The 21,150-nt window shown below is 70.8% G+C and carries 21 protein-coding genes; 7 read left to right on the plus strand and 14 right to left on the minus strand.

The features are described 5' to 3' along the window. The first annotated feature begins 277 nt into the window (after positions 1 to 277). The 3 genes from FGW37_RS00165 to FGW37_RS00175 all read left to right on the plus strand — a co-directional run bounded on the left by FGW37_RS00165 (position 278) and on the right by FGW37_RS00175 (position 2,017). Positions 278 to 1,018 carry a dienelactone hydrolase family protein gene (locus FGW37_RS00165; protein WP_179079150.1) on the plus strand — a complete coding sequence of 247 codons (741 nt, stop codon included), beginning with the start codon at positions 278 to 280 and terminating at the stop codon, positions 1,016 to 1,018. Positions 1,019 to 1,298: 280 nt separating this feature from the next. Further along, a complete protein-coding gene (locus FGW37_RS00170) occupies positions 1,299 to 1,523 on the plus strand; it encodes a hypothetical protein (protein ID WP_179079151.1) in 225 nt (74 codons plus the stop codon). 5 nt (positions 1,524 to 1,528) lie between these two features. Continuing rightward, on the plus strand, positions 1,529 to 2,017 hold the full coding sequence (locus FGW37_RS00175; RefSeq protein ID WP_281394918.1) for a transposase family protein: 489 nt from the start codon (positions 1,529 to 1,531) through the stop codon (positions 2,015 to 2,017). A gap of 269 nt (positions 2,018 to 2,286) precedes the next feature. On the opposite strand, the gene FGW37_RS00180 is transcribed toward FGW37_RS00175, so the two are convergent. Further along, complete coding sequence (locus tag FGW37_RS00180) at positions 2,287 to 3,207, minus strand: NADP-dependent oxidoreductase (protein ID WP_179079152.1); 921 nt, start codon at positions 3,205 to 3,207, stop codon at positions 2,287 to 2,289. Positions 3,208 to 3,338: 131 nt separating this feature from the next. On the opposite strand from FGW37_RS00180, the gene FGW37_RS00185 reads away from it, so the two are divergent. Next, entirely contained in the window at positions 3,339 to 3,788 is a 450-nt protein-coding gene (locus FGW37_RS00185) for a winged helix-turn-helix transcriptional regulator (protein ID WP_179079153.1), read from the plus strand. Between the two features lie 68 nt (positions 3,789 to 3,856). Here the strand turns inward: FGW37_RS00185 and FGW37_RS00190 are convergent, their stop codons facing one another. Next, the gene (locus FGW37_RS00190; protein ID WP_179079154.1) at positions 3,857 to 4,009 is read right to left on the minus strand and encodes a hypothetical protein; all 153 of its coding nucleotides are present in this window, start codon (positions 4,007 to 4,009) and stop codon (positions 3,857 to 3,859) included. A 388-nt stretch (positions 4,010 to 4,397) separates the two neighbouring features. On the opposite strand from FGW37_RS00190, the gene FGW37_RS00195 reads away from it, so the two are divergent. Continuing rightward, positions 4,398 to 4,961: a putative immunity protein gene (locus FGW37_RS00195; RefSeq protein WP_246430177.1), complete on the plus strand. Its 564-nt coding sequence runs from the start codon at positions 4,398 to 4,400 to the stop codon at positions 4,959 to 4,961. A 594-nt stretch (positions 4,962 to 5,555) separates the two neighbouring features. Here FGW37_RS00195 and FGW37_RS00200 read toward each other — a convergent pair. Continuing rightward, entirely contained in the window at positions 5,556 to 6,680 is a 1,125-nt protein-coding gene (locus FGW37_RS00200) for an FAD-dependent oxidoreductase (protein WP_179079155.1), read from the minus strand. A 54-nt stretch (positions 6,681 to 6,734) separates the two neighbouring features. Here FGW37_RS00200 and FGW37_RS00205 point away from each other — a divergent pair, with 54 nt between their 5' ends. Both FGW37_RS00205 and FGW37_RS00210 read left to right on the plus strand, forming a co-directional pair. Next, positions 6,735 to 7,427 (plus strand): TetR/AcrR family transcriptional regulator, encoded by a 693-nt coding sequence (locus tag FGW37_RS00205; RefSeq protein WP_179079156.1) that lies wholly within the window; start codon positions 6,735 to 6,737, stop codon positions 7,425 to 7,427. Between the two features lie 205 nt (positions 7,428 to 7,632). After that, positions 7,633 to 7,776 carry a zinc-binding dehydrogenase gene (locus tag FGW37_RS00210; protein ID WP_246430178.1) on the plus strand — a complete coding sequence of 48 codons (144 nt, stop codon included), beginning with the start codon at positions 7,633 to 7,635 and terminating at the stop codon, positions 7,774 to 7,776. Between the two features lie 215 nt (positions 7,777 to 7,991). On the opposite strand, the gene FGW37_RS00215 is transcribed toward FGW37_RS00210, so the two are convergent. The 11 genes from FGW37_RS00215 to FGW37_RS00265 all read right to left on the minus strand — a co-directional run bounded on the left by FGW37_RS00215 (position 7,992) and on the right by FGW37_RS00265 (position 20,769). Next, positions 7,992 to 8,318 carry a hypothetical protein gene (locus FGW37_RS00215; RefSeq protein ID WP_179079157.1) on the minus strand — a complete coding sequence of 109 codons (327 nt, stop codon included), beginning with the start codon at positions 8,316 to 8,318 and terminating at the stop codon, positions 7,992 to 7,994. A gap of 417 nt (positions 8,319 to 8,735) precedes the next feature. Continuing rightward, positions 8,736 to 9,734 carry a CU044_5270 family protein gene (locus FGW37_RS00220; RefSeq protein WP_179079158.1) on the minus strand — a complete coding sequence of 333 codons (999 nt, stop codon included), beginning with the start codon at positions 9,732 to 9,734 and terminating at the stop codon, positions 8,736 to 8,738. Further along, entirely contained in the window at positions 9,731 to 10,297 is a 567-nt protein-coding gene (locus FGW37_RS00225) for an RNA polymerase sigma factor (RefSeq protein ID WP_179079159.1), read from the minus strand. Before FGW37_RS00225 ends, FGW37_RS00220 begins: the two co-directional genes overlap by 4 nt. A 1,009-nt stretch (positions 10,298 to 11,306) precedes the next feature. After that, positions 11,307 to 12,659, minus strand: a complete 1,353-nt coding sequence (locus FGW37_RS00230) for a phosphatidylethanolamine N-methyltransferase family domain-containing protein (protein WP_179079160.1) — start codon at positions 12,657 to 12,659, stop codon at positions 11,307 to 11,309. Between the two features lie 25 nt (positions 12,660 to 12,684). Beyond that, positions 12,685 to 14,058 (minus strand): FAD-dependent oxidoreductase, encoded by a 1,374-nt coding sequence (locus FGW37_RS00235; RefSeq protein WP_179079161.1) that lies wholly within the window; start codon positions 14,056 to 14,058, stop codon positions 12,685 to 12,687. A 16-nt stretch (positions 14,059 to 14,074) separates the two neighbouring features. Beyond that, complete coding sequence (locus FGW37_RS00240) at positions 14,075 to 14,986, minus strand: class I SAM-dependent methyltransferase (RefSeq protein WP_179079162.1); 912 nt, start codon at positions 14,984 to 14,986, stop codon at positions 14,075 to 14,077. Then, positions 14,983 to 15,492: an EXPERA domain-containing protein gene (locus FGW37_RS00245; protein WP_179079163.1), complete on the minus strand. Its 510-nt coding sequence runs from the start codon at positions 15,490 to 15,492 to the stop codon at positions 14,983 to 14,985. Before FGW37_RS00245 ends, FGW37_RS00240 begins: the two co-directional genes overlap by 4 nt. A 54-nt stretch (positions 15,493 to 15,546) precedes the next feature. Continuing rightward, positions 15,547 to 17,082 (minus strand): FAD-binding oxidoreductase, encoded by a 1,536-nt coding sequence (locus FGW37_RS00250; protein WP_179079164.1) that lies wholly within the window; start codon positions 17,080 to 17,082, stop codon positions 15,547 to 15,549. Further along, positions 17,079 to 18,263: an aromatic ring-hydroxylating oxygenase subunit alpha gene (locus tag FGW37_RS00255; protein WP_218650556.1), complete on the minus strand. Its 1,185-nt coding sequence runs from the start codon at positions 18,261 to 18,263 to the stop codon at positions 17,079 to 17,081. The genes FGW37_RS00250 and FGW37_RS00255 overlap by 4 nt, the downstream gene beginning before the upstream one ends. Then, entirely contained in the window at positions 18,260 to 19,711 is a 1,452-nt protein-coding gene (locus tag FGW37_RS00260; protein ID WP_179079165.1) for a cytochrome P450, read from the minus strand. The genes FGW37_RS00255 and FGW37_RS00260 overlap by 4 nt, the downstream gene beginning before the upstream one ends. Next, on the minus strand, positions 19,708 to 20,769 hold the full coding sequence (locus FGW37_RS00265; protein WP_179079166.1) for an NAD-dependent epimerase/dehydratase family protein: 1,062 nt from the start codon (positions 20,767 to 20,769) through the stop codon (positions 19,708 to 19,710). Before FGW37_RS00265 ends, FGW37_RS00260 begins: the two co-directional genes overlap by 4 nt. Between the last annotated feature and the right edge of the window lie 381 nt (positions 20,770 to 21,150).

Raw genomic sequence — 21,150 nt, forward strand, 5'->3', positions numbered from 1 at the left:
GTTGGTTGCCGGTTTTTCGGTGCTCGCATCGGTGGCGGACGTGCGCTTCCCGAGCAGTGACAGGCGTGACTCCGACGCCGTGGTGTTCGGCCACAGAGCCTCCGCAAAAAACCCGTTGGCGGGCGCGGCAGCCACTGCTACGTTTCCGGAGGCCGTGCAAGAGAGTGAGGAGGTGGTACCCGTGAACGTATCGACATGGGTGCTCCCCTCCGGGGTCACGGCCGGGCGATAGGTCGTCCGGGAGGGCCGTTCAATGGCACTCCCGAAAGGCACGGCCATGCGATTCACTTCTGAACAGCGTCTCGACGACGCTGTCCTCGAGCGCGAATTCACCCTCGGCGAGATCCCTGGCATCCTGTGGACGCCCGGATCCGCATCCACATCCGCACCGGCGCCGCTGATTCTGCTCAGCCCCCCTCCTCTCGGGCTGCGCAAGACGTACCCCCGACTGGTGGCCCGAGCCCGGCACTCCGTGGCTGACGGCTTCGCCACGGCCACCATCGAGCTCCCCGGAAGCGGCGACCGGCCCCGCCTGCCCACCGCCGAGCAGGCCCTCGCCGACCTGCGCCGGGCTATGGAGGCCGGCGAGCCGGTCAGCGACGAGATCATCGACGCCCTCATCCTCCCCCTGGTCGACAAGGCGGTCCTGGAATGGCAGGCCGCCCTGGACGCCCTGCTGTCGCTGCCCGAGATCGGCGGCCCGGTCGGGTACTCGGGGGGAGTGATCTCCATTGGGACCCGGCTGGCGGTGGTGGAGCCGCGCATCTCGGCCGCTGTTCTGTTCGCCGGGAGTTTCGTCCCTCGCGCCACGGTCGAGGAGGCCCGCCAGGTCACCATTCCTCTGCACGTCCTGCTGCAGTGGGACGACGAAGGGAACGACCGGCAGGCGGCCCTGAACCTGTTCGACGCCTTCGGCTCCAAGGAGAAGACGCTGCATGCCAATATGGGCGGGCATACCGGCGTCCCGCAGTTCGCGGGGGACGCCGCGGCCCAGTTCTTCACCCGACACCTGAAGTGACGCCGGGCCGTCAGGCCACCAGCAGACGGTAGCCGTGTTGGCCAGGATGCTGCTCATCCAGGGACAGGTCCCGGCCCTCCTCGGCTCTCTACGCTACGGGCCCTTGCCAGACCCTTGGCAGGGGCCCGTGGTGCCCGAAGCCATGAATTGCTCGACGTCTGCAGAGCTTCGAGTGCTGCCCAATCCGACCTCGTGTACAGGTGCTGTCGGCTCGTTAACAAAGCCACTCGATCACACCCTTTTCCGGAAAAGCCCATTAACCGGCTTCTACGATCTGTGCATGCTGGGTCCCGAGCTGCTGGAACGGATCACCGCGCGGCGCGCGGCACTGGACGAAATTGAAGAACAGCTGGCCAAGGAGTTGGCGGAGGTGCGGGCTGAGCGGAATGAGCTAGCTGTCACCGAACGGGTCCTTGAACGGGTGTCCGGACAGCTCGCCGAGGAACGCGCCTCGGACCTGCCGGCGCCCGGGCAGGTGGCCGGACGAGCCGGGGCGGGGAGGTAGTTCTGATCGACGGCACCCTCATCCGCACCCAGCGCCGCACCGGACCGGCCGACCGGCGCAACTACTCCGGAAAACACCGCAGCCACGGCCTGCACTTCCTCGCCCTGACCGACGAGAGAGGCCGCCTGATCTGGATATCCGCCGCCCGGCCCGGCCGCACCCACGACAACACCGCCGCCCGCCACGACCACATCCTCGCCCACTTACGCGCCGCCGCCCTCGGCGCTCTGGCCGACCTTGGCTTCTGCGGCCTGGACAACGACATCCGCGCTCCCGTGATCACCACCGGCTACACCGCCAGCCGCACCCACAAACTCACCGCCGGTCAGAAGGAAGCTAACCGCGTCCTCGCCGTCGGACGCGCACCGGTCGAGCACGGCTTCGCCCACCTCAAGAACTGGCGGATCCTCACCAAACTCCGTACCGATCCCGCCCACGCCACCCAACTCCTGCGTGCTCTGCTCGTCCTGACGAACCTCGAAGTCGACCGCTGACGGCCGATCTTGTCCGCAGACTTCCGCCCGCGACCAGCACGAGAAGCACGGGAACCGATCACACCAGCCCTTTGACCTGCGACTTAAAGTTGACGGGGACTCACTCCGCCTCGCATGTGCGCACCGCATCACGGGTCGGTGCGGTGCACCAGGTGCGGGTCGGCCTGTGCAGCGCGCCCATTCAGTGCGGTCAACGCACGACAGCCGGAAGGAACCCCCGGCGGGCAGCCCGTACGCCGCCGCCCTGCCCGCCCCGACGGAGTCCCGTCCTAGGGAACGAGGACGATCTTTCCCTTCACCCGCCCGCTCTCGATCAGACGGTGAGCCTCGGCCACCTCTGTCAGCGGCATGACGCCTTCGACATGCACCCGCAGCCGCCCCTGTGCGATGAGCGCGTTGAGCTTCTCCAGCGAGGCGTAGTCGGGCTCGACGCCGAGGCTCGCGAAGCGAGCCCCCCGCTCGGCAAGGCCCGGCACGGCCGCCGCACGTGTTGCGCTCACCAGGATCCCGCCGGGCCGCAGCGCCTCCACCGCCCGCGCCGCGTCGTCACCTGCGACCAGGTCGAAGAGCATGTCGACGTCCCGTACGGCCGTACCGACATCGGTCGCGGTGTAGTCGACGACCTCGTCCGCGCCGAAGCCGCGCACGAACGCGTGCTTCTCGGCCCGCGCGGTACCGATGACGTACGCGCCGAAGGCCTTGGCGATCTGTACGGCCAGGTGACCCGTCCCGCCGGCCGCCCCGAGCACCAGCACCCGCTGCCCGCTCGCCACCCGCGCCGTGTCCACCAAGCCTTGCCAGGCGGTGAGCGCCGCCATCGGCAGTGCCGCGGCCTCTGTATGGGTGAGGGCGGCGGGCTTGTGGGCCAGATGGCGTGGCGGTGCGGTCACGTACTCGGCGTAGCCGCCGCCGCGCCACGGGAAATGCACCAGTCCGTACACCTCGTCGCCCGGCGCGAAGCGGGTGACGCCGGGGGTGACCGCCTCGACCACCCCCGACACGTCCCAGCCGGGGATGAACGGCAGCGTCCCCCAAGGGACCGCGCCTGCCCGGAACTTCGCGTCCACCGGGTTCACGCCGGCTGCTTCGACCCGCACCAGCACCTCGGTGGCCACCGGCTCCGGACGCTCCACCTCCGCCACGCGCAACTCCTCCGGACCGCCGAAGGCAAGCTGACTGACAGCGCGCATACGCACACCCATCACGTACCCCTCTTACTGATCGTCTCGCTGATCTCTCACGGTCGCCGCGCGGCGCACACCAGCCTGCGCCAGACACCGGCACTTGAGAAGAAGGCACCCTCCTGATACCCAGGTTCCCTATGGATACTTGCAATGACCTGCGGCAATACGGTGGCGCTAACGCCTACTTCCAGACCTGTCCCTCCCGCCCGGTGCTGTCGCTACTCACCAGCAAATGGGCACTACTCACGGTCGGAGCCCTCCAGCAGGGGCCGCTGCGCTTCAACGCACTGCGCCGCAGCCTGGACGGCGTCACGCAGAAGATGCTCACGCAAGCACTGCGCACCCTGGAGCGCGACGGCCTGGTCACCCGCACCGTCTACCCCACGATCCCGCCGAAGGTCGTCTACGAACTCACCGAGCTCGGCCGCAGCCTCACCGGCCTGCTGACGGCAATTCAGGACTGGTCCGAGAAACACCAAGGCGAGGTACTCGCCGCCCGCCGGACCTACGACCGGCGGGCGGCAGCGGAGGTGGAGGCCGTGCGGACGGCCGACGACCCGGGGCGTTCGTTCGGATCACCCTCGTGACGCGTCACGTCCTCCCTTTTTCGGCGTCGAGCACCGAGACGCCTCCCTCCCCCGCCCCCACCGCCGGTTCACGATGCTCTGCGGAAACCTCTCCACGCCGTCGGACCGTTCGTCCGCCCGTCATGGCCGTGGGGCGGGAGGGTGAAGCCGACCTCCGCGCCGCCGCCGGTCGCCGTGGTGGCGAAGACGCTTCCGGCGTCGGCCGCGGCGATGTCGTGCACGATGGCCAACCGAGGCCGGAGCCGGACGTCGCCCTGGTCCGGGGGCCTCGGTGGAAGCGGTCGAAGAACGGCGTGCTGGTCGCCGGGCGCGATGCCCGGGGCCCTGGTCCTCACAGCCAGCATGCCCCCACCTACATGCACGAGACGTGTAGCCCACCACACGGAACCAGATGGCACCTCGGTGCGCATCATGGTGCGCACCGGGGCCATGCGGCGTATGACGGGCTTCAGGGATGCTCGTGCCGGCCGTGGGCGGCAGTCTGCGGAGTAGATCGTCTGACGGAGTCGTCGGCCGGCCGGTTCCTGCTCGCTGTGGCCGGACGGCCTTCTACGATTCCTTGCCCGTCGGCATGGGCGGCCCCGAGCCGCCCCACCGCTCAGTCCGATCATGGAAGATGAAACGATGACAGCGGAAGCGAACGAGATCGTTCTGAGCAAGCAGGACCTTCGTGAGGTCGCCACGTTCGCCGCAACGTGTGCAGAGGTGGTGCTCGAGATATTCGAGACCGATCAGCCGGGCGACTCGCGGCCTCGAGATGCTGTCAGTGCCGCGTGGGAGTTCGCCCAGGGCGGCACACGCGGAAAATCTCTGCGCGACACAGCGTCGGCGGCCCTCAAGGCAGCCAAGAGCGCGGACACTGCGGCTGCGCGCGAGGCAGCGTGGGCAGCGACGTCCGCGGCAGGCGCCGCCTACCTGCACCCATTGGCCAAGGCCACCCAGGTCAAGCACATTCTCGGAGCCGGCGCCTATGCGGCCAGAGCAGCCGAACTCGTCGCCGACGACGATCGGAGCATTGGCGTCGGGCACCTTGAGCAGACGGTGCATCGTGCGACCCCCATCGTCGTTGACGTGCTCAAACGGTTCCCCGCGGCGCCGAGCGGCGGCGGACGAGTCGGTGAGTTGATCCGCATGCTGGACGCTGACCTTCGTTCACTCACCTTCGCTGAGTGACTTTCAGATGGCGCGGCCGCACATCCTTCAGCGGTTGACTTCGGGGTTCGTCAGTACGACCGGGCGCGCGCAGGAGGTGGGTGGCGCGGGCGAGGTCGGTGCGGAGCTTGGTGAGGGTTCGCCAGTTCTTGAGGTGGGCGAAGCCGTACTCGGCCAGTGCTCGTCCGGTGGCGAGGACTCGGTCGGCGTCTCTGGCCGGGTGTGAGCTTGTGGGTGTGGCTGGCGTGGAAGCCGGTGACGATCACGGGGTCGCGTACGTCGTTGTCCAGGCCGCGGAAGCCGAGGTCGGCGAGGGGCGCCGAGAACCAGCGGCGCGCAGGTGGGCCAGAATGTGTGTCGGCGGCCATTGAGAATTCCCCACGTACGGCCACCTCCACCGTCACTCTCCGCCGACACTCTTGGGTCCGATTTGCGCGGCGCGTGTCTGGCCATAGGCGCGTCGGTGGCTTCCCCGGCAACGCCGTCGGGTAGGCCTGCGAGGAGGATCGGACCGGATTTTGGCGGTAGCGGGCTGAGGGCTGCGCTCGGAGCCGGCGTTCGTGCGTTCGTCTAACGGTGGCGAGCTGTTAGTGCTGGTGCTCTCGCGCTTGGCAATCAGGATGGCTGGACTTGGTCGAAGAGGGCGAGGGCTTCGGCGGGGTCCGGGCTCACCAGGCGTTCCAGGCCGGCTGTCGTTATCTGTGCCCACCGGCCGGCCCGTGCCCACATCTGTTCCTCGAAGGCGCGGACGGTCTCGTCCAGATCTCCAGGGCCGGTGGCGATGGCCTCGGCGAGTTCGGCGCCTTCGAGCATCGCGAGGTTCGCGCCCGCCCCCAAGGGGGGCATCAGGTGGGCGGCGTCGCCCAGGAGCGTCACCCCGGGGACATGAGTCCAGGTGTGGGACACGGGCAGGGCGTAGAGGGGGCGGTGGGTGAAATCGGTGCCCCGGCGCAGGAGTTCGAGTACGGGAGCGGCCCAGCCGTCGAAGAGCGTCAGCAGGCTCGATCGCACGGCCTCGGCGTCGGCGAGGTCCAGGTTCGCGGTTGCGTGCCAGTCCAGCGGCGCGCGGAACTGGGCGTACACCTTGACGTGGCCGCCGCTGTTGCGCTGGGCGACGAGAGCGCGGTTCACGCCGTACACAGCCACGGAACCGTCGCCGATCAACCGGGCGAGGTCAGGGTGGTGGGCGTCGACGTCGTCCAGGGAGGTCTCGACCAAGGTGACGCCGGTGTAGTGCGGCGTCACCGACGAGACTGCCGGGCGGATCTTGGACCAGGCGCCGTCCGCACCGACCACGAGGTCGAACGTCTCCCGTTGCCCGTCCGCGAAATGGACCAGTACGCCCTCGGCGGGCCCCGGCACCACCCGCGTCACGCCCCGTCCCCAGCGGACGTCGAGCGGGCCGAGCAACAGGTCACGCAGTTGCCCGCGATCGATCTCGGGATTGGCCCGGTCGTCCGGTCGGGGCAGCCAGTCGCGCAGGACGGTCCCGTCCGTGTCCAGGATGCGCATGGCCTGTCCCTCGGGACGGGACAGTGCCTGGAACTCCGTCAGTAGCCCCGCCTTCTCCAGCGCGCGCTGGCCCAGCCCTTCGTGCAGGTCCAGAGTGCCGCCCGGGGGTCGGGCAGTGGGCGAGGGGTCGCGTTCGAGGACGGTGACGGGGTGACCGTGGCGGTGCAGGACGCGGGCGAAGGTCAGGCCGGCGGGTCCGCTCCCGACCACGGCGATGCGGTGTCTCATATCGATACACTGTATTGCTCCATTGCGGTGCATCGCAACAAGTAGGGTGTGTCCATGACTGTCTGGGACCGGCCGGAGCCGCCGACTCGCCCGGTGCCGCTCGACCGGGAGCGGATCGTCGCCGCCGCCGTCGCGCTGGCCGACGAGGGCGGCCTTGAGGCGGTGTCGTTGCGTAAGGTCGCCGCCCGGCTGAACGCCGGTCCGATGCGGCTGTACGGATACATCTCCACCAAGGAGGAGCTGTTCGACCTCATGATCGACGAGGTCTACGGCGAGATCCTCCCCGAGGAGCAGCCGGGAGACTGGCGGGAGGCGCTGCGTATTCTCGCCCACCGCACCAGGCAGACCGCTCTCCGGCACGAATGGCTGGCCGACCTGCTCGGCGGCCGCCCGACCCTGGGACCGAACGGCCTCGCCGTCGGCGAGGTCACGCTGGCCGCCCTCGACGGCCTCGCCGACATCGACACCGCCATGCGCGCCGTGGAGACGGTCAGTGCCTATTTCACGGGCGCGATCAGGCGCGAGATCGCGAACCTGAGGGCCGAGCGCGCCACCGGCCTGTCCAAGCACGACTGGCAGCGCGCCCGCGGCCCGTACATGACGAAAATGCTGGCCACGGGCCGTTTCCCGGCCCTTGCCAGGGCCGTGTACGACGGCACGGACGTGGACGCCGAGACATCCTTCGCGACCGGCCTGGACTGGGTCCTCGACGCCGTGGCCGCCAAACTCCCCCGGCCGCCGGCGTGACGCTCAGCTCCTGCCGAAGGTGAGCGAGGCCGAGGTCGGTGTCCACGGGCGTGCGGGCCTGCGCCGCCACCCCTTCACAACGTTGGTGCTGCCATCAGGGCGCGGCAGGTGCGTCTGCTTCTTGAGCCGGGTCGCGGAAGGGCCGCAAGCCGGCGCCCTAGTTGTTGCGGGAAGGCGTAGCGGCCCAGGAAGAAGGTGCGGCGGCGTGCTCGGCGAGCTGGCCCAGCTTGCCGAGCACGGGCAGCTGGAAGTGCCGATCGCCCGCACCTACCCGCTGGAACAGGTGCAAGACGCCTTCCGCGAGCCGGAACAGGAGCGCACCTACGGCAAGATCGTGCTCCGGCCCTAGCCGCGGCTGCCCGAGGCGAGCAGCGAGTACGCATCCCCGAACATCAACGCAGCGTCACCACCGGCGGCCAGATGACTCCCCATCAGGTGGCCGCCAGCCGGGAATGCCAACTGGCCACTGACAAATGTGACCTGCGACTTGAAGTTGGCGGGTCTCAGTGCGCCGCATCGTCGGTGCCCACCGCACCGTCCAGCCGCACCTTGGATTACCGTCCGCTAGGGCGTGCGGGATGAGACCGAGGTGGTGAGGGAGCCGACCTCCGAGACCCAGCCGGGAGCGGAGCAGCACGCCGAGGCGGTGGTGCTCGCCGCATGTGCACTGGCTGATGCGGCGGTGACGGAGCTGCGTCGGGCGCTGGCCACCGCGTTGCCGGGCGGGTCTACCAGCTCGGGGCCGTGCTCGTCACGATCACCCTGGATGCCGCCGACGCCCAGGCGTGGGGCGCCGAGGGCGGCGGCCACCGTAGCCGCCGCCCTCGGCGAAGCGCTCGCCGCGTACGGGCCGAGCACGTACGCCCGCACCCTGGACTCCGGACAGGTCACCACCGGCATGAGCCCCGAGGCCGCGCCGCCACAGGTCGCCGCCCGCTGGCGGCCAAGGAGGCGGCCGGCCGGCCGGAAGCCACGACGACGAGGACTCGGCCACGGCTGGACGGGACTTGACGCGGCCACCCTTCAGTTCGACGAGATCCGACCCCGGCGGCGACCCTGGGCCCGCGGCGGGCGGGCGGGTCTGCTGCGGCTGGTTCCAGTCCCGGAAATCGACCCGCTCCCACTGGTCATCGGTGGACTTCTGCCCTCAGTCCCTGCACACCGGCCGCCTCGCCTCGCGCCCTGCGGCTTCCTGTTCCGCGCGGCGCCGGGCGAGGGCGGCGTCCCGGCGGTGTTGCCGATCGCGTCCAGCAGCGACTGGCTGCGGCCGAATCTCCGGAAGGCAAGGCCTGATGCGGAAGGGGGCCGCTACGGCCGCGGGGACGGCTTCGGTGCCTCCCAGGCGGGCCCGACGGAGAGGTAGGTGGTGCGGTGGATGAGGTCCCCGGCCCGGAGTTTCTGCGTCCCCCACTTCAGGCCGTCGTTCCGCGCCGTGTCCACGGACTCCAGCACGTGGAGCGCCCCGGTGTCGATAATCAGTCGCCGGAGCCAGGTACCGGCGTCCAGGTCGACGGCCGTGCCGGTTCGCCCGGTGCTGTCCTTCACCCCCTCCGTCACCCGCGCTCCGGGAATCCCGGCGAGGACCTTGAACAGCGCGGCCCGCAGCTGCGGTTCGGCGGGGGACCGGGCGAGGAGATCCTCAATGCCGTCGAAGAGCGCTTCCGGTACCGACTCCCCGGTGGCCTTCCCGACGAGCCGGGCCTGCAGCGCCGCCGGGTCAGTGGGCAGCTTCTCGAGCTCGTCCCACATGATCGGATGGCGGCCGACCCAGTAGGCCGTCCCTGCCACCTCCCCTTGGGAGTACTCCCGGACCGGTCCGTCACCGAATTGCCCACGTGTGCCGCTCCGGCTCAGCCAGACGGTCTCGTACGACTCGTCCCGCTCGTCCTTCTCGGCGCTCCGGTTCCACTGGAAGGTCCGCACCTTCCAGTACGGCGCCGGCGTCGGCGCCGTCCCGGTCGCCGTCCCCGTCCGCTCCGCCGCCGGGGAGACCTGCACGTCCCCGGAGTCCGACCAGGGCTGGAACGCGACACCCAGCGCGATCGCCAGGACCGCCGCCACCGAGACGAGCACGGGAAGCCGCCGCCTCCACGTCCGCACCGGGACGACCACCGCCTCCGGCTCCCACTCGAGTTCCACGGCCGGCCCGTCCGCCTCCGCCCCGCCGGCCGCCGACCGCACCGCCGCCAGCGCCGCGGCGACCGCGTCCGCTGACGGCGGCGCGACCTTACCCGCGGACCTCAACCGCCCGGCACCGGGGAAGTCGAGGAAGTCAGCGTCGTCCGTGTTCCTGTCCTGCCCGGTCATGCGAGGTCTCCTGTCAGGGAAAGCGGGACAGAGGGGCCGAGCGCCGCGCGCAGCCGGGTGCGCGCCCGGTGCAACCGGGACCTGGCCGTCCCCGCGGGGATGCCGACGACGGCCGCGGCCTCGGTGGGGCTGAGCTGCTCCCACGCGATCAGGAGTAGCAGCTCCCGCTCCACTGCCGGCAACTCGGCCAAAGTCCGGCGCATCAGCGGCGCGACCGCCGCCGCGTCCAGCCTCCGGTCGACGGCTTGCCACGGGTTGCTGCTCGCCTCGCCGACGAACGCGGCAGCGGCAGCGGCAGCGGGCCGTTCCTGCCCGCGCCAGTGCGCCGCCAGCACGTTGCGGGCCACGCCGAAGAGCCACGCCCTAACCGGCCCGCGGGCCGCGTCGTAGGTGCCGCGTCCCGCGTAGGCCCGCAGCCACGCCTCGGCCAGCAGGTCGTCGGCCGCGCCGGGCGCACGCCGCGCGAAGTAGCCGTGCAGCGCTCTCGAATGGCGCTCCACGAGCGGTTCGAAGGCCGACGCGTCGGTTCCCGAGCGCGCCAGCAGTTCCTCGTCCGTCGCCACGGACCTCCCCTTCCACGGGCCACGCCTTCCGCGGCCCCCTCCCCCTTCTTGTGTCCGCCCCGCAAAAGCGTTCGCGGCCCGGGAGCCAGGCAATGGCGGCCGCTTACGGTACGACGGCGCCCGTCAGGTCAGCCCGTCGCATCGCCTTTGCCGCCCCCGGGCGACGGCCGCTCCCCCGCAAAGTGGCACGCCGACACCTGCGCCGACGACCCGCCCACCTCGCCTTCCCTGTGGCGATCTGCCATGAGTGGAACACCATCCCGCACCTGCAGGACTACGAGGGCAGCCAGAGGCCCGACCCACGCGGGAGGAACTCCAGCGTTTCCTCGACTACGCCGATGGCCAGGTCGACCGCGCGGTGCGCGCGTAGCGCGAGGGCGCTCTCGCCGCCTACCGCGACGCGACCCTTTTCAAGGTCATCTACGGATGGGGCCTTCGGCGGCGTGAGGCGTGAGTCGTCCAAGCTCGATCCGGTCGGCTTCGGACGGAACCCGAAGGCTCCGCAGTTCAGCTGGTACACGCACGCTCAACGTCCGCCAAGGCAAGGCAAAGAAGGGCCGGCCGCCGCGACGGCAGAACGTGCTGCCAGTGATGGACGACATACCGGGCCGCGCTCGGGCTGCCCATCCAACAGCAAGTCGGCCACGAGTGCGACGGTTCCACGGCGATCTACACCCACGTCAAGGCCGCTGTCATGACCAGACCCCAGGCCCGCCACCGAGCCACTCGATCTGTTTCGGATCATCCAGCTGAACCTCGTCCGGATCCGCACCTGCACGCCTCAAGAACACAAGCACGTCGACGACGCCGTACGCCACGCCCAGAACCTCAGCGCCGACCGTCACCCGCCGGCCACCGGACGGCGACGGCGGGTGCACGACTATCCGCGCAAATCCGGACACATATCCAGACTGCACCTGAACCGCCCTGGACGCATCCGGGACACCGCCCGCGGCTACTCCTCAGTCTCTCCGCCCGACCCGCTCTACGCGGCCGGCGAGTGCGCCCCTCAGTGGAGGTACGGGATCACCTTCCAGCGCACCCGACGGCAGTAGTCGCGGTAGGCGTCGCCGTACTTCTGCAGGCAGCGTCGCTCGTCGCGGCCGGCGCGGTCGGCCAGCAGGGCGGCCAGGTACACCGGGTAGAAGTAGGGCAGGATCCGGGCGCCGCCGGCCGGAGTCACCCAGCACACGGCCAGCACCAGCTCCGGCAGGTAGTGGAAGTGCCGGGACAGACCCCACCAACCCGAGCAGAGCAGCACCGTCGAGTGCTCCCTCCCGTCGCTCGTCACGTAGCGTGCGGGCAGCGTCTTCGCCGGGCGCCCCCAGATCCGGGTGTCGCCGCCGGTGCGCCGTACGCGCTGGCGCTGTTCGTCGGCCGAGTAGTTGACGGCGAGCGCGACGAGTCCGGTGGTCAGCAGCAGCACGGTCTCCCACAGCGGCAGGCGGCGCGGATGGGTGACGAGGTAGAGGGTGCTGAGGGTGTATACGCCGGGCAGCCATACCGTCACGCCCCAGCACAGGTAGTACCCGAAGCGGTCGTGCGTGATGTCGAGGGTCGCGAAGTAGCCGGTCTCCCAGTGGAAGAATTTCACGATGTAGGCGAGCTGCAGCCCGGCCGCCACCGCCATCGACGACAAGATGCCGTGGAACCGTTCGTGCTGTGCGGCGGCGAACGACACCAGCAGCAGCCCCCACGACATCATCCCGACCCGGCAGTTGAAGAGCTGCTTCAGATCGATGCGGCCGAGGGACGGATGCAGCTCCGTGCCCCGGAAGACGTCGAGGAGCACGTGACCCGTCGTCCCGTGATCGGGCCCGGAGGGCCGTCGCAGGCCCTTGACGTACAGGGCGGCCGACAGCGCCCAGGCCAGGACGCATGCCGTGGCCAGCAGCTCGCCGGAGCGGTCGTAGAGCACGCCGGGCGGGAACCAGCCGAGCCCCAGGGACGCGGCGAGATACGCGGCGTGGGTCGCGGCCAGCGCGGCCGGGCCGTTGGCACGGTAGGCGGGACGGACGCCGGCCGGTGTGACCGGCCCCTGCCACTGAGGGCCCGGCAGCAGACGCAGCAGCGCCGCTTCGAACACGGTGAAGCCCGTGATGGTGAGGGCCGCCCACGGGCTCGGGTACGGGAGCGCGGACACCAGGGCGGGCCATCGCGCCGGCTCGGCGAGCGGCCGGCAGGCGCCGTCGAACGCGACGACGAGCGCCCACAGGAGCAGCACGATCGGCGGTGTGATCAGCAGCAGGGTCAGCGGGCCCACCGTGCGGCGCACGGTCCGGGCCAGGCGACCCCGCGGGCTACCGGTCCAGCCGGGCGTTCCGGCGGCGGACGCCGGGCTCGTCGGTGCACGGTTCGCCATGGGGCCTCTTCTGATGCGGGGCCGGTCACGTCCGCCGGCGGACGGTGCGGAAGCGCACGCCCAGACACATGCGGCCGTAGAAGTCGAACCACCGGGCGGCCTCGGTGTCCGCCGGGAACGGGTAGTCCGCGCCCAGCTGGCGGGCCACGGCCAGACCCGATACGAAGGCGTGCTCCTGGCTGTTGAAGGTGGTGTGGGCCCCGCAGTACCAGGTCCTGCGGCGACCCTGCAGCAGGGGCATCAGCGCGTGCAGCAGGACGGTGTGCCGCACGTCGTGGACGACGTGCTGGAACCGGTGGCGGCTGATGACCTTGTCCGGGTCCGGTTGCCGTCGGGCGTTGTAGGTCACCAGGCGGGGCGACGCGGCGCCGTCGCCCCAGGGCTGCTGGTTGTGCATGACATACGTGATCTCGTAGTTGTCGGGCCGGTCACCGTAGTGCCGCACGAACGTGCTGCGGGTGGCGGAGACGTCCAGCTCGTCGTCCGGCAGGAGTGAGGCGTCGGTGTGCACGACCGCGTCCCGGTGCGGCCCGGACTCGTAGCGCACGGCCCCGAGCACGCGGCGCTCCAGGGCGCCGGGCGGCCGGAGCACGGCCAGGGCGTGGTCGGCGTTGCAGGCCAGGATCACCTGGTCGAATCGTTCGGTCACTCCGTTCGCGTCGCGTACCCGCACCCCGTCCGGTCGGCGGAACAGTTCCGTCACGGGGCGCCCGGTACGGATGCGATCGGTGAACCCTTCGGTGAGGCGGGCGTAGACGGCGCGGGTGCCGCCCTGCCAGGTGACCATCGGCGTGCTGTGCTCGACGTCGAAGAAGTCCATGTACCGGACGAACACGGAAGCCGGCATGGCGAAGACGCCCGAGGCGAGGACGAAGTTCACGAACAGCGGCTTGAGGATCTTGTAGCGGAACTCCTGCGAGATGCCCCACAGGTCGAGGGTCCGGCGCATGGTGACGTAGTTGAACGGGTTGAACACCGCCGTGGTGAACGACGGCCGCTTGCTGAGGGTGTTGAACCTTCCGACGGTGCGCAGCAGGCGCCGGAAGGCGGCGATGTCGCCGGCCAGTCTCCGCCGCAACGGTGTGTCGAGGTCGTGGGCGTAGACGTCGTCGCCGTAGTGCACGGCGTAGCTGAAGCGGCTGGTGACGGCTTCGATGCCGAGCCGGCGCAGCAGTTCGGCGTAGTGGTGGTAGACGGAGGGGATGAAGGCGGTGACGGCGATGTCCGCGGGTACGGTACCGCCGTCCCGCTGCGGGAAGTCCTCGGTCCGGGCGTTGCCGCCGAGCGTGGGGGCGGCCTCGTACACCTCGACGTCGAAGCGGTCGGGGTGGCGGCTGAGCGCCCACGCGGCCCCCAGACCGGCCGCACCGGCCCCCACGATCGCGATCCGTTCCCGCACTGCGCACCCCCTTGCCTCACACGGCGGGCGTTCCCGGCCCGGCCTCCGGCTTGCGCGCCTCCCAGAAGTCGATGAGGAAGGCGCCTTCCCGTGCCGCCCGCGTCAGGGCGCGGGCGCCGTGGATCATGAACTTCCTGACGGGGCAGTCGTCGAGCTGCTCGCCGAGATCGGCCAGCTGGTCCAGGTAGTCCCAGGTGGAGGCGAGGTCTCCTGTCGCTTCGGCGTCGCCCACGACGACGTCGGTGAGGCCTGCGCGCCGCAGCTGGTCGGCGAGTTGTCCGGGCGTGGCGAGGTGCGGCAGGGCGTAGTAGCGGCAGACGGGCTCGATGAGGTGGTGGACTTCTGCGGGGGACAGTCCGTCGGCGGCCAGCCACTCGTATCCGATCGAGAGTCCGCCGGGCTTGAGGACCCGGGCGATCTCGGCGTGGCTGCGGTCCTTGTCGGCCGTGTGGCAGATGGCCTCGACGGCGTAGACGACGTCGAACGAGGCGTCCTCGAAGGGCATGTGCATGGCGTCGCCCTCGACGAACGCCGTCCGCTCCTGCAGTCCGAGGTCGCACGCCCGCCGGCGGGCGTGCTCGACCCGCACCGGGGTGATGTCCAGGCCGGTCACGTGGGCGCCGGAGGCGCCGGCGATGTTGAGCGCCGGGCCGCCCACCCCGCTGCCCACGTCGAGGACCTTCATACCGGGGTGCAGGCCCGCACGGCCGGCGAGGAACTTCTGGCGCGCGGCCAGCGCGTCGGCGTGGGAGTCGCCGGGCTTCACGGGGGCGAAGTGGTGGGAGGCCCCCCAGCCCTCCAGGTACAGGTCCGTGACCAGGTCGTAGTAGGACGTCACAAGGTCGCGGTAGTGGCCGGTGCGGGCGGCGCCGCCCGCGGCGGCCAGTTGCCGGTAGCGCTCGAGCGCCGCCTCGGTGGTTTCGGTCATCGGGAGGTCTCCCATTCCTTCACGGACCGGACGAGGGTCCGAAACGAGGCGACGGCCATCCAGAGGCTGCCCACGAGCCAGGGGAGGTTCGGGGCGTAGAAGAGGAAGTAGTTCCAGAACCGGTGCTCCGGCATGTCGGGGTATCCCGCGGCGTGGGCGTGCCAGAAGTAGATGACGACCGAGCCGGAGAGATAGGAGCCGACGGCGAGCTGGAGGGGGTGGCGCCAGGCACGCGGGCGCACGATGGCGTAGGCCAGTGCGCAGTTGAGTGTCTGGACGAGGAATACGTTGATGGTCTCCAGGGCGAAGGGGAGATAGGTGTCGCCCTGCCCGGAGTACGTCCGGTCCCCCGCTCCGTAGATCTGGAATGCGCGCGCCGGCAGGTCGTGCCGTTCGTCGATGTCCTGGAAGTGGAGGACGAAGTACAGCTCCATGGACAGCGCCACGAGGAGGCAGAAGGCGAGGAAGCCCAGCACCGGACGGTCGCGCGGGGCCGGACGTCGCACCGGCGGGGGCGCCGGATGCGGGGATAGTGGCACGGTCGTCGCCCTCCTGAGGGGTCAGTTGGAGCTCACCTTGTCGTAGATGTCGAGGAAGGCGCCCTCCGCTCCGTACTTCTTGCGCGCGGCGAGGTAGGGCCGGTGGGCGAACATGGACCAGAACTCCTCGCGCGTCATGTGCGAGGCCACGTAGGGGACCTGGAACCCGCCGTTGCACAGCAGCCATGCCTCGAATTCCCTGGTGGCTTGCCGGACGTCCCAGCGGCGCCCGAGCCGGACCGGTTCCGGCGTCTCGAAGACGACGGCGATGTCGACGTAGAGGCCGTCCGCGGTGCCGGGGCTCACCAGGCCCTCCGGCTCGGAGCGGCGCAGCGTCACCGGGCACAGCCACATGCGGTCCACGTGGAACGCCTCGCGGCACTTCTCGATCGCCTCCGGCAGCGCGCGCACGGGCACGAGGGCCTCTTGTGTCACCGTGTTCTGCAGGTACAACCGGCGGATGCCCGGCGTCTCGGTGCGCTTGAGGAACGCGGCCTTGGGCGGCATGAGCCAGCCCAGGGCGTACCGGAACAGCGGGTGGTTGCCGCTCGGGACGAGCATCTCGGCCGCCCAGTAGATGCTGCGGCTGTGCCGGAAGTAGTAGTCCCGCAGCGGCACGTACTCGGCGTTGCGCCGCAGCCGGCACTGCGCCCGGACGTGCTCGTGGAACCAGGGTTTGTGCCACCGCCCCATCCGGTTGACCGTGCCGTCTCCGCGCGGGCGGTCGGCGAGCGTCCCGGTGACCACGACGCTCTCCGTCGGCGAGAAGCGGAAGCCCTCCACGAAGTCGGGCGGGGCCGGGCCGGAGGAGTACGACTCGAGGCAGTCGGTGAGCGCGGCCGCGCTGCCGAGCCGGTGGTAGGCGAGGCGGACCCACGGGGAGGCCGGGATCATCCGCAGCTGGACCGAGGTCAGCAGTCCCAGCGTGCCGCGGCTCCACGGCAGGGCGTGGAAGAGGTCCGCGCGGCGGGTGCGGTCCGCCACTACGACCTCACCGCCGGCCAGGAGGACTTCGCAGGATTCGATGTTGTCCGCGAACAGGCCGTGGCGGTGGGAGGACGTCTCGATGCCGTAGCCCATGACGAGGCCGCCGACGGTGAGGTCTTCCATCTCCGGCACGACCGGCAGGGTCCAGCCGTCCGGCAGCCCGGCCATCAGGCGTCCCATGGTGACGGCGGGACCGACCGTCACGGTCCTGCGCTGCGCATCCACCTGAAGGATGTCGTCCAGCTGTGCCGGGACCAGGAACGCCCCGTCCTTGTAGAACCTGTTGCGGGAATGCGACATCGACCGCCACTGCGGGCGGGCCGTGCACATCAGCCCTCCCCCGCTCCGGCCTTCCCCGCCCTGCGCTGCGTGCTCGCGCACGCGGGCCTGCATGAGGGCCACCCGGCGCCGGTGGCGCCGCACGGCGCCCGCACGGCGGCTGCGCAGCCGGGCGGACAGCGCCTCGGCCAGTGCGTACGCCTTGGACAGCGGCAGCAGGACCGGGACGACGTACAGCCAGCGGTGGTCGGCCAGCCACCGGGCGGAACGGGGTACGGGCGTCCGGCTCATGGGCGTCCTTTCCTGTGGCGGGGGCCGGGGACGACGCGCCCGTCGGCGAGGGCGATGCCCGACGGGCGGGGGCGGGCCCGGTCGCGGTCGAGGAACTCCTGCCACTTGCGGATGGTGAGGTCCTGGAAGAGGCCCACCGCGGGGTTGAGCTCGACGATCGGGGCGGCGTGGTGCATCTCGTAGCCGAGCTGCTCCGACTCGACGGCCACGCCGTCCTCGCACAGCAGCGGCTTGACGACGAGCGCGCCGGCCAGGCACATGAACAGCGGCAGCAGCCGGCGGGGCAGCGCCCGCCGGGTGCCGGGGACCTTCACCGCGTCGAAGTAGAAGACGAAGAACACCCGGCTGGTGCGCCGGTCCATCGGCAGCACGAAGCACCAGTGCTTGATCGACCCTCCTGTGTCGGAGCGCTGGTAGGGGTAGTCGAAGGCGAGGTCGATGGAGGTGGTGTCCACATGGCGCCGGTCCACGAAGCGGGAGGTGAGGCCCCCGCCGCCCACGCAGGTCTCGTACGACAGCTCCACCCGGTCCCCGGTCAGCTCGTGGTGCGTGAGCTTGGCGTCCCAGAAAGGGCGGTAGCGGCGGTGCAGATAGCTGTGGGAGAAGTCGCTGACGTTGTCGATGATCATTGAGTGGTGGGCCTGCCAGGTGTACGAGGCGTCCAGCCGGGCCCACGGCCTGCTCCCCGACAGCTCGGGGATGGCCGGGACGGTCCGCACGGAGGCCAGGGCGGGGTCACCGGGGAAGATCCAGACCAGGCCGTGCCGGGTGGTCACCGGATAGCCGCTCACCTTGACCTCGGGCCGGGCGCGGCCGAACAGGTCGTGGGCGTAGTGCACGACGTTGCCGTCGCCGTCATAGGTCCAGCCGTGGTACGTGCAGGTCAGGTGGCAGCCGTTGACCTCGCCTGCGGAAAGTTTCAGCTGCCTGTGCGCGCAGCGGTCCTCCAGGGCGTGCAGACTGCCCTCCGTACCGCGGTAGACCACGATCGGATGGCCCCAGAAGCGGGTGGCCAGGGTCGTGCCGCGGGGCAGTTCGCTCTCGTACGCGACGGCGTACCAGTAGTCGGGGTCCATGCCGGCTGCTCGCACCTTGGCGCGCTTGCTCCGGGCCTCGGCGAACGCCGGCGGTCCGGAGGGGGCCGCGGGCGCCGGGCGGACGCGCCGGGTGGCGCCGCTCACGACGGCTCCGCGGAACGCTTGCGGTACCGGACGGTGCAGGGGGCCTTCGGGGCGGGGACGAAGGTCGAGTAGTCGGGCGCGTAGCCGGATTCGGCGGGCCACAGGTCCACCTCGCGCAGCAGGACGCTCCACGCCGCCTTGACCTGGAGGTAGGCGAAGGCGAGCCCGATGCAGCGGTGCTTGCCCCCGCCGAAGCCGATGAGGCCGTAGGGGCGGCGGTGCTCGCAGCGCCCGGCCCCGTAGCGGGAGGGGTCGAAGCGGTCGGGGTCCCGGAACACCTCGGGCATGCGGTGCGCCACCGCGGGCGAGATCATGACCAGCGACCCGGCCGGCACGCGGTGGCCGCGGATCGCGGTGTCGCGCAGCGCCTTGCGCATCAGCAGGATCAGCGGCGGGTGCAGCCGCTCGGCCTCGCGGACACAGCTGTCGAGGAGTTCCATGCGGTGCAGGGCACCGGTGCCGAGCCGGCTGCCGGGCGGCCACACTTCCTCCTGCTCGGCGCGCAGCCGCGGGACGTACTGCGGGTGGCGCATGAGCAGCACGCCGGTCCATGCGGCGAGCACCGCGCTCGTGTGCTGGCCCGCGAAGATCATTCCGATGAGGATGCCGGTGACGACGGGATCGGGCAGGGGCCGGCCGTCCTCGGTGCGGGCCGCGAGCAGCACGGCGAGCATGTCCTGTTCGCGGACGGCTCCGGAAACGCAGCCGGGGAGGCCGGCGGAAGCGGAGCCGGGAAGGCCGGCGGGCTCGTCCCCGGGACGCCTGCAGCGGCGCTCTGCGATGACCTCGCCGATGGCCTCGGCGATGGCCGCGCGGGCCCGGTCGCGGCGCCGGAAGGCGGGAATCGGCAGTCTCGGGCTGAGCATGCCCGCGAGCCGGACGCCGCTTTCCAGCTCGTGGTAGAGACGGGGCAGCTCCGGGCCCATGCGGCGGTGGAACTCCTCCCCGATGAGACAGCGCGTGGCGATGGCCACGCTCATCCGGTTCAGCTCGGCGAGCAGGTCGATCTCGCCCGCCGCCGGCCAGCACGCCACCTGGGCCCGCGCCTCCGCCTCCATGACGCGGGCGTACGCGTCGAGGTTCCGGGAGCCGAGTGCGGGCCGGATGGGGGCGATTTGCGCGTCCATCTCCTCCGGGGTGGCGGCGTCGTATCCGATCCCGGGCCCGAAGACCGGCTTCATGAAACGGTACGCCTCGCGCGGGCTGAGGACCGCCTCGTCCGCTTCGAACACCTCGGCATGCGCCTCGGGTCCGCAGACGAAGACGACGTCCTGGCCCAGCAAGGGGAAGGAGAATGCGTTGCCGACCCGTTCCCGCGCGGCGCGCAGCAGGGCGACCGGGTCGCGGTGGAACGCCGGGAGCGGGCCCAGCCACGGCAGGTGACGGCCCGGCAGGCGAGGTGCGGGAGCGCACTCCCGGCTGCCCGGCTCGTGGGTTCCGGCCGTCATCGCGGCCCCGCCCCCACGACGGGCCCGCGCCGCCCGGCGGGGCCGCGCGCGGGCCTCGCCGCCCCGCGCGGTTCCACCAGTCCGCGGTTCGCGAAGCAGCGGTAGGCCTGCTCGACGGCGGTGGCGATGTCCGTGGGACGGTAGCCCAGGACCTCCCGGCCGAGGGAGCAGTCCGCCCGCCGCTCGGAGCGCAGGAAGCGCACGGCGGCGGGGGTGAAGCGCGCCTCGCGGTGCGGTGTCAGCACCGACCGCGGTCCCTCGGCGAGCCGGGCCAGCACCCCCATGGCCGGTGCGGGCATCCGCAGGCGCGGCTTGCGGCGTCCGGTGACCTGCGCGTAAAGGTCCATCATCTGGTCGACCGTGCGGAACTCGGTGGACAGCAGGTACTTGTGTCCCGGCAGGCCGCGTTCCATGGCCAGCAGATGGCCCTGCACGAGGTCCTGGACGGAGACGAACTCGAAGCCACCGGGGACGTAGGCGAACAGCCTTCCGTGGGCGAAGTCCAGCAGCACGCGCCCCATCCGGGACGGGACGTAGTCGTGCGGGCCGATGATCGCCGTCGATACGGCGACCACCACGTCGAGCCCCTGGGCCGCGGCCTTGCAGCACTCGTGCTCCACCAGCACCTTGCTGCGCGTGTACGGGGTGTGGGGCCCGGACGGATAGTGCAGATCGCGCTCCGTGCTCGCCCGGCCCGGGGTCGAGCCCGTGGCGCTGAACGACCCGGTCACCACGACGCGGCGCACGCCGTGCCGCCGCGCCGCATCCAGCACGTTGCGCGTGCCCAGCACATTGACCGCGTGGATGTCACGACTCCCTCGCGCCGAGGTCGAGACGCGCGCGGCGCAGTGGTACACGCTCTCGCAGCCTTCGACGGCGGCCTCGACCGCCGCGGGGTCGCGCACGTCGCCGACCGTCCGGCGGACGGGGAGTCCGGCCAGGGCCGGGGCGGCCGTTCCGGGGGCCCGGACGAGTACCCGGACTTCATGACCGTCGGCGAGCAGACGCCGCACAAGGTTCGCACCGAGGTGGCCGCTTGCGCCTGTCACAAGGATCACGGATCTCCCCCTCCACCGCTTTCGGGAGCCACACCTCCGTCTAAAGGATTCCACTCGGCGGCAGAACGCCCGGCACTGCTTCGGCGCATCCCGCAGTGGTCCTGCGAATCCTGTGGGTAATGCACGGGAAGGCTTCCCGGCCCCTCGGGTGAAAATCCCGCACCCGGGGTCGCACGGGAACTCGAAGGCGGCGCGCGGATTCAGCCGCGCTCCTCTCCCGACCGCCTCACGGACGAGCATCACAGGAGCTCCGTACCATGACGCAGCCAATCATAAGGCCATCAGATTTCCATGTTATAGGGAGTTTCTTTTCTCCTCCCTCGGCGGCTTATCGATCAGAAGCGGAAGGCAGATTCTCCATAGTCGCTCGCGTACCCCGGC

Origin of the sequence: Streptomyces rectiverticillatus, from assembly GCF_013394065.1 — a bacterium.
In the GTDB taxonomy this organism is placed as follows: Bacteria; Actinomycetota; Actinomycetes; order Streptomycetales; family Streptomycetaceae; genus Streptomyces; species Streptomyces rectiverticillatus.

Coding starts and splice junctions, on each gene's coding strand:
- FGW37_RS00165 (WP_179079150.1), top strand. CDS start 278: ATGCGATTCACTTCTGAACAGCGTCTCGACGACGCTGTCCTCGAGCGC.
- FGW37_RS00170 (WP_179079151.1), top strand. CDS start 1,299: ATGCTGGGTCCCGAGCTGCTGGAACGGATCACCGCGCGGCGCGCGGCA.
- FGW37_RS00180 (WP_179079152.1), bottom strand. CDS start 3,207: ATGCGCGCTGTCAGTCAGCTTGCCTTCGGCGGTCCGGAGGAGTTGCGC.
- FGW37_RS00185 (WP_179079153.1), top strand. CDS start 3,339: ATGGATACTTGCAATGACCTGCGGCAATACGGTGGCGCTAACGCCTAC.
- FGW37_RS00195 (WP_246430177.1), top strand. CDS start 4,398: ATGGAAGATGAAACGATGACAGCGGAAGCGAACGAGATCGTTCTGAGC.
- FGW37_RS00200 (WP_179079155.1), bottom strand. CDS start 6,680: ATGAGACACCGCATCGCCGTGGTCGGGAGCGGACCCGCCGGCCTGACC.
- FGW37_RS00205 (WP_179079156.1), top strand. CDS start 6,735: ATGACTGTCTGGGACCGGCCGGAGCCGCCGACTCGCCCGGTGCCGCTC.
- FGW37_RS00220 (WP_179079158.1), bottom strand. CDS start 9,734: ATGACCGGGCAGGACAGGAACACGGACGACGCTGACTTCCTCGACTTC.
- FGW37_RS00230 (WP_179079160.1), bottom strand. CDS start 12,659: ATGGCGAACCGTGCACCGACGAGCCCGGCGTCCGCCGCCGGAACGCCC.
- FGW37_RS00240 (WP_179079162.1), bottom strand. CDS start 14,986: ATGACCGAAACCACCGAGGCGGCGCTCGAGCGCTACCGGCAACTGGCC.
- FGW37_RS00250 (WP_179079164.1), bottom strand. CDS start 17,082: ATGAGCCGGACGCCCGTACCCCGTTCCGCCCGGTGGCTGGCCGACCAC.
- FGW37_RS00260 (WP_179079165.1), bottom strand. CDS start 19,711: ATGACGGCCGGAACCCACGAGCCGGGCAGCCGGGAGTGCGCTCCCGCA.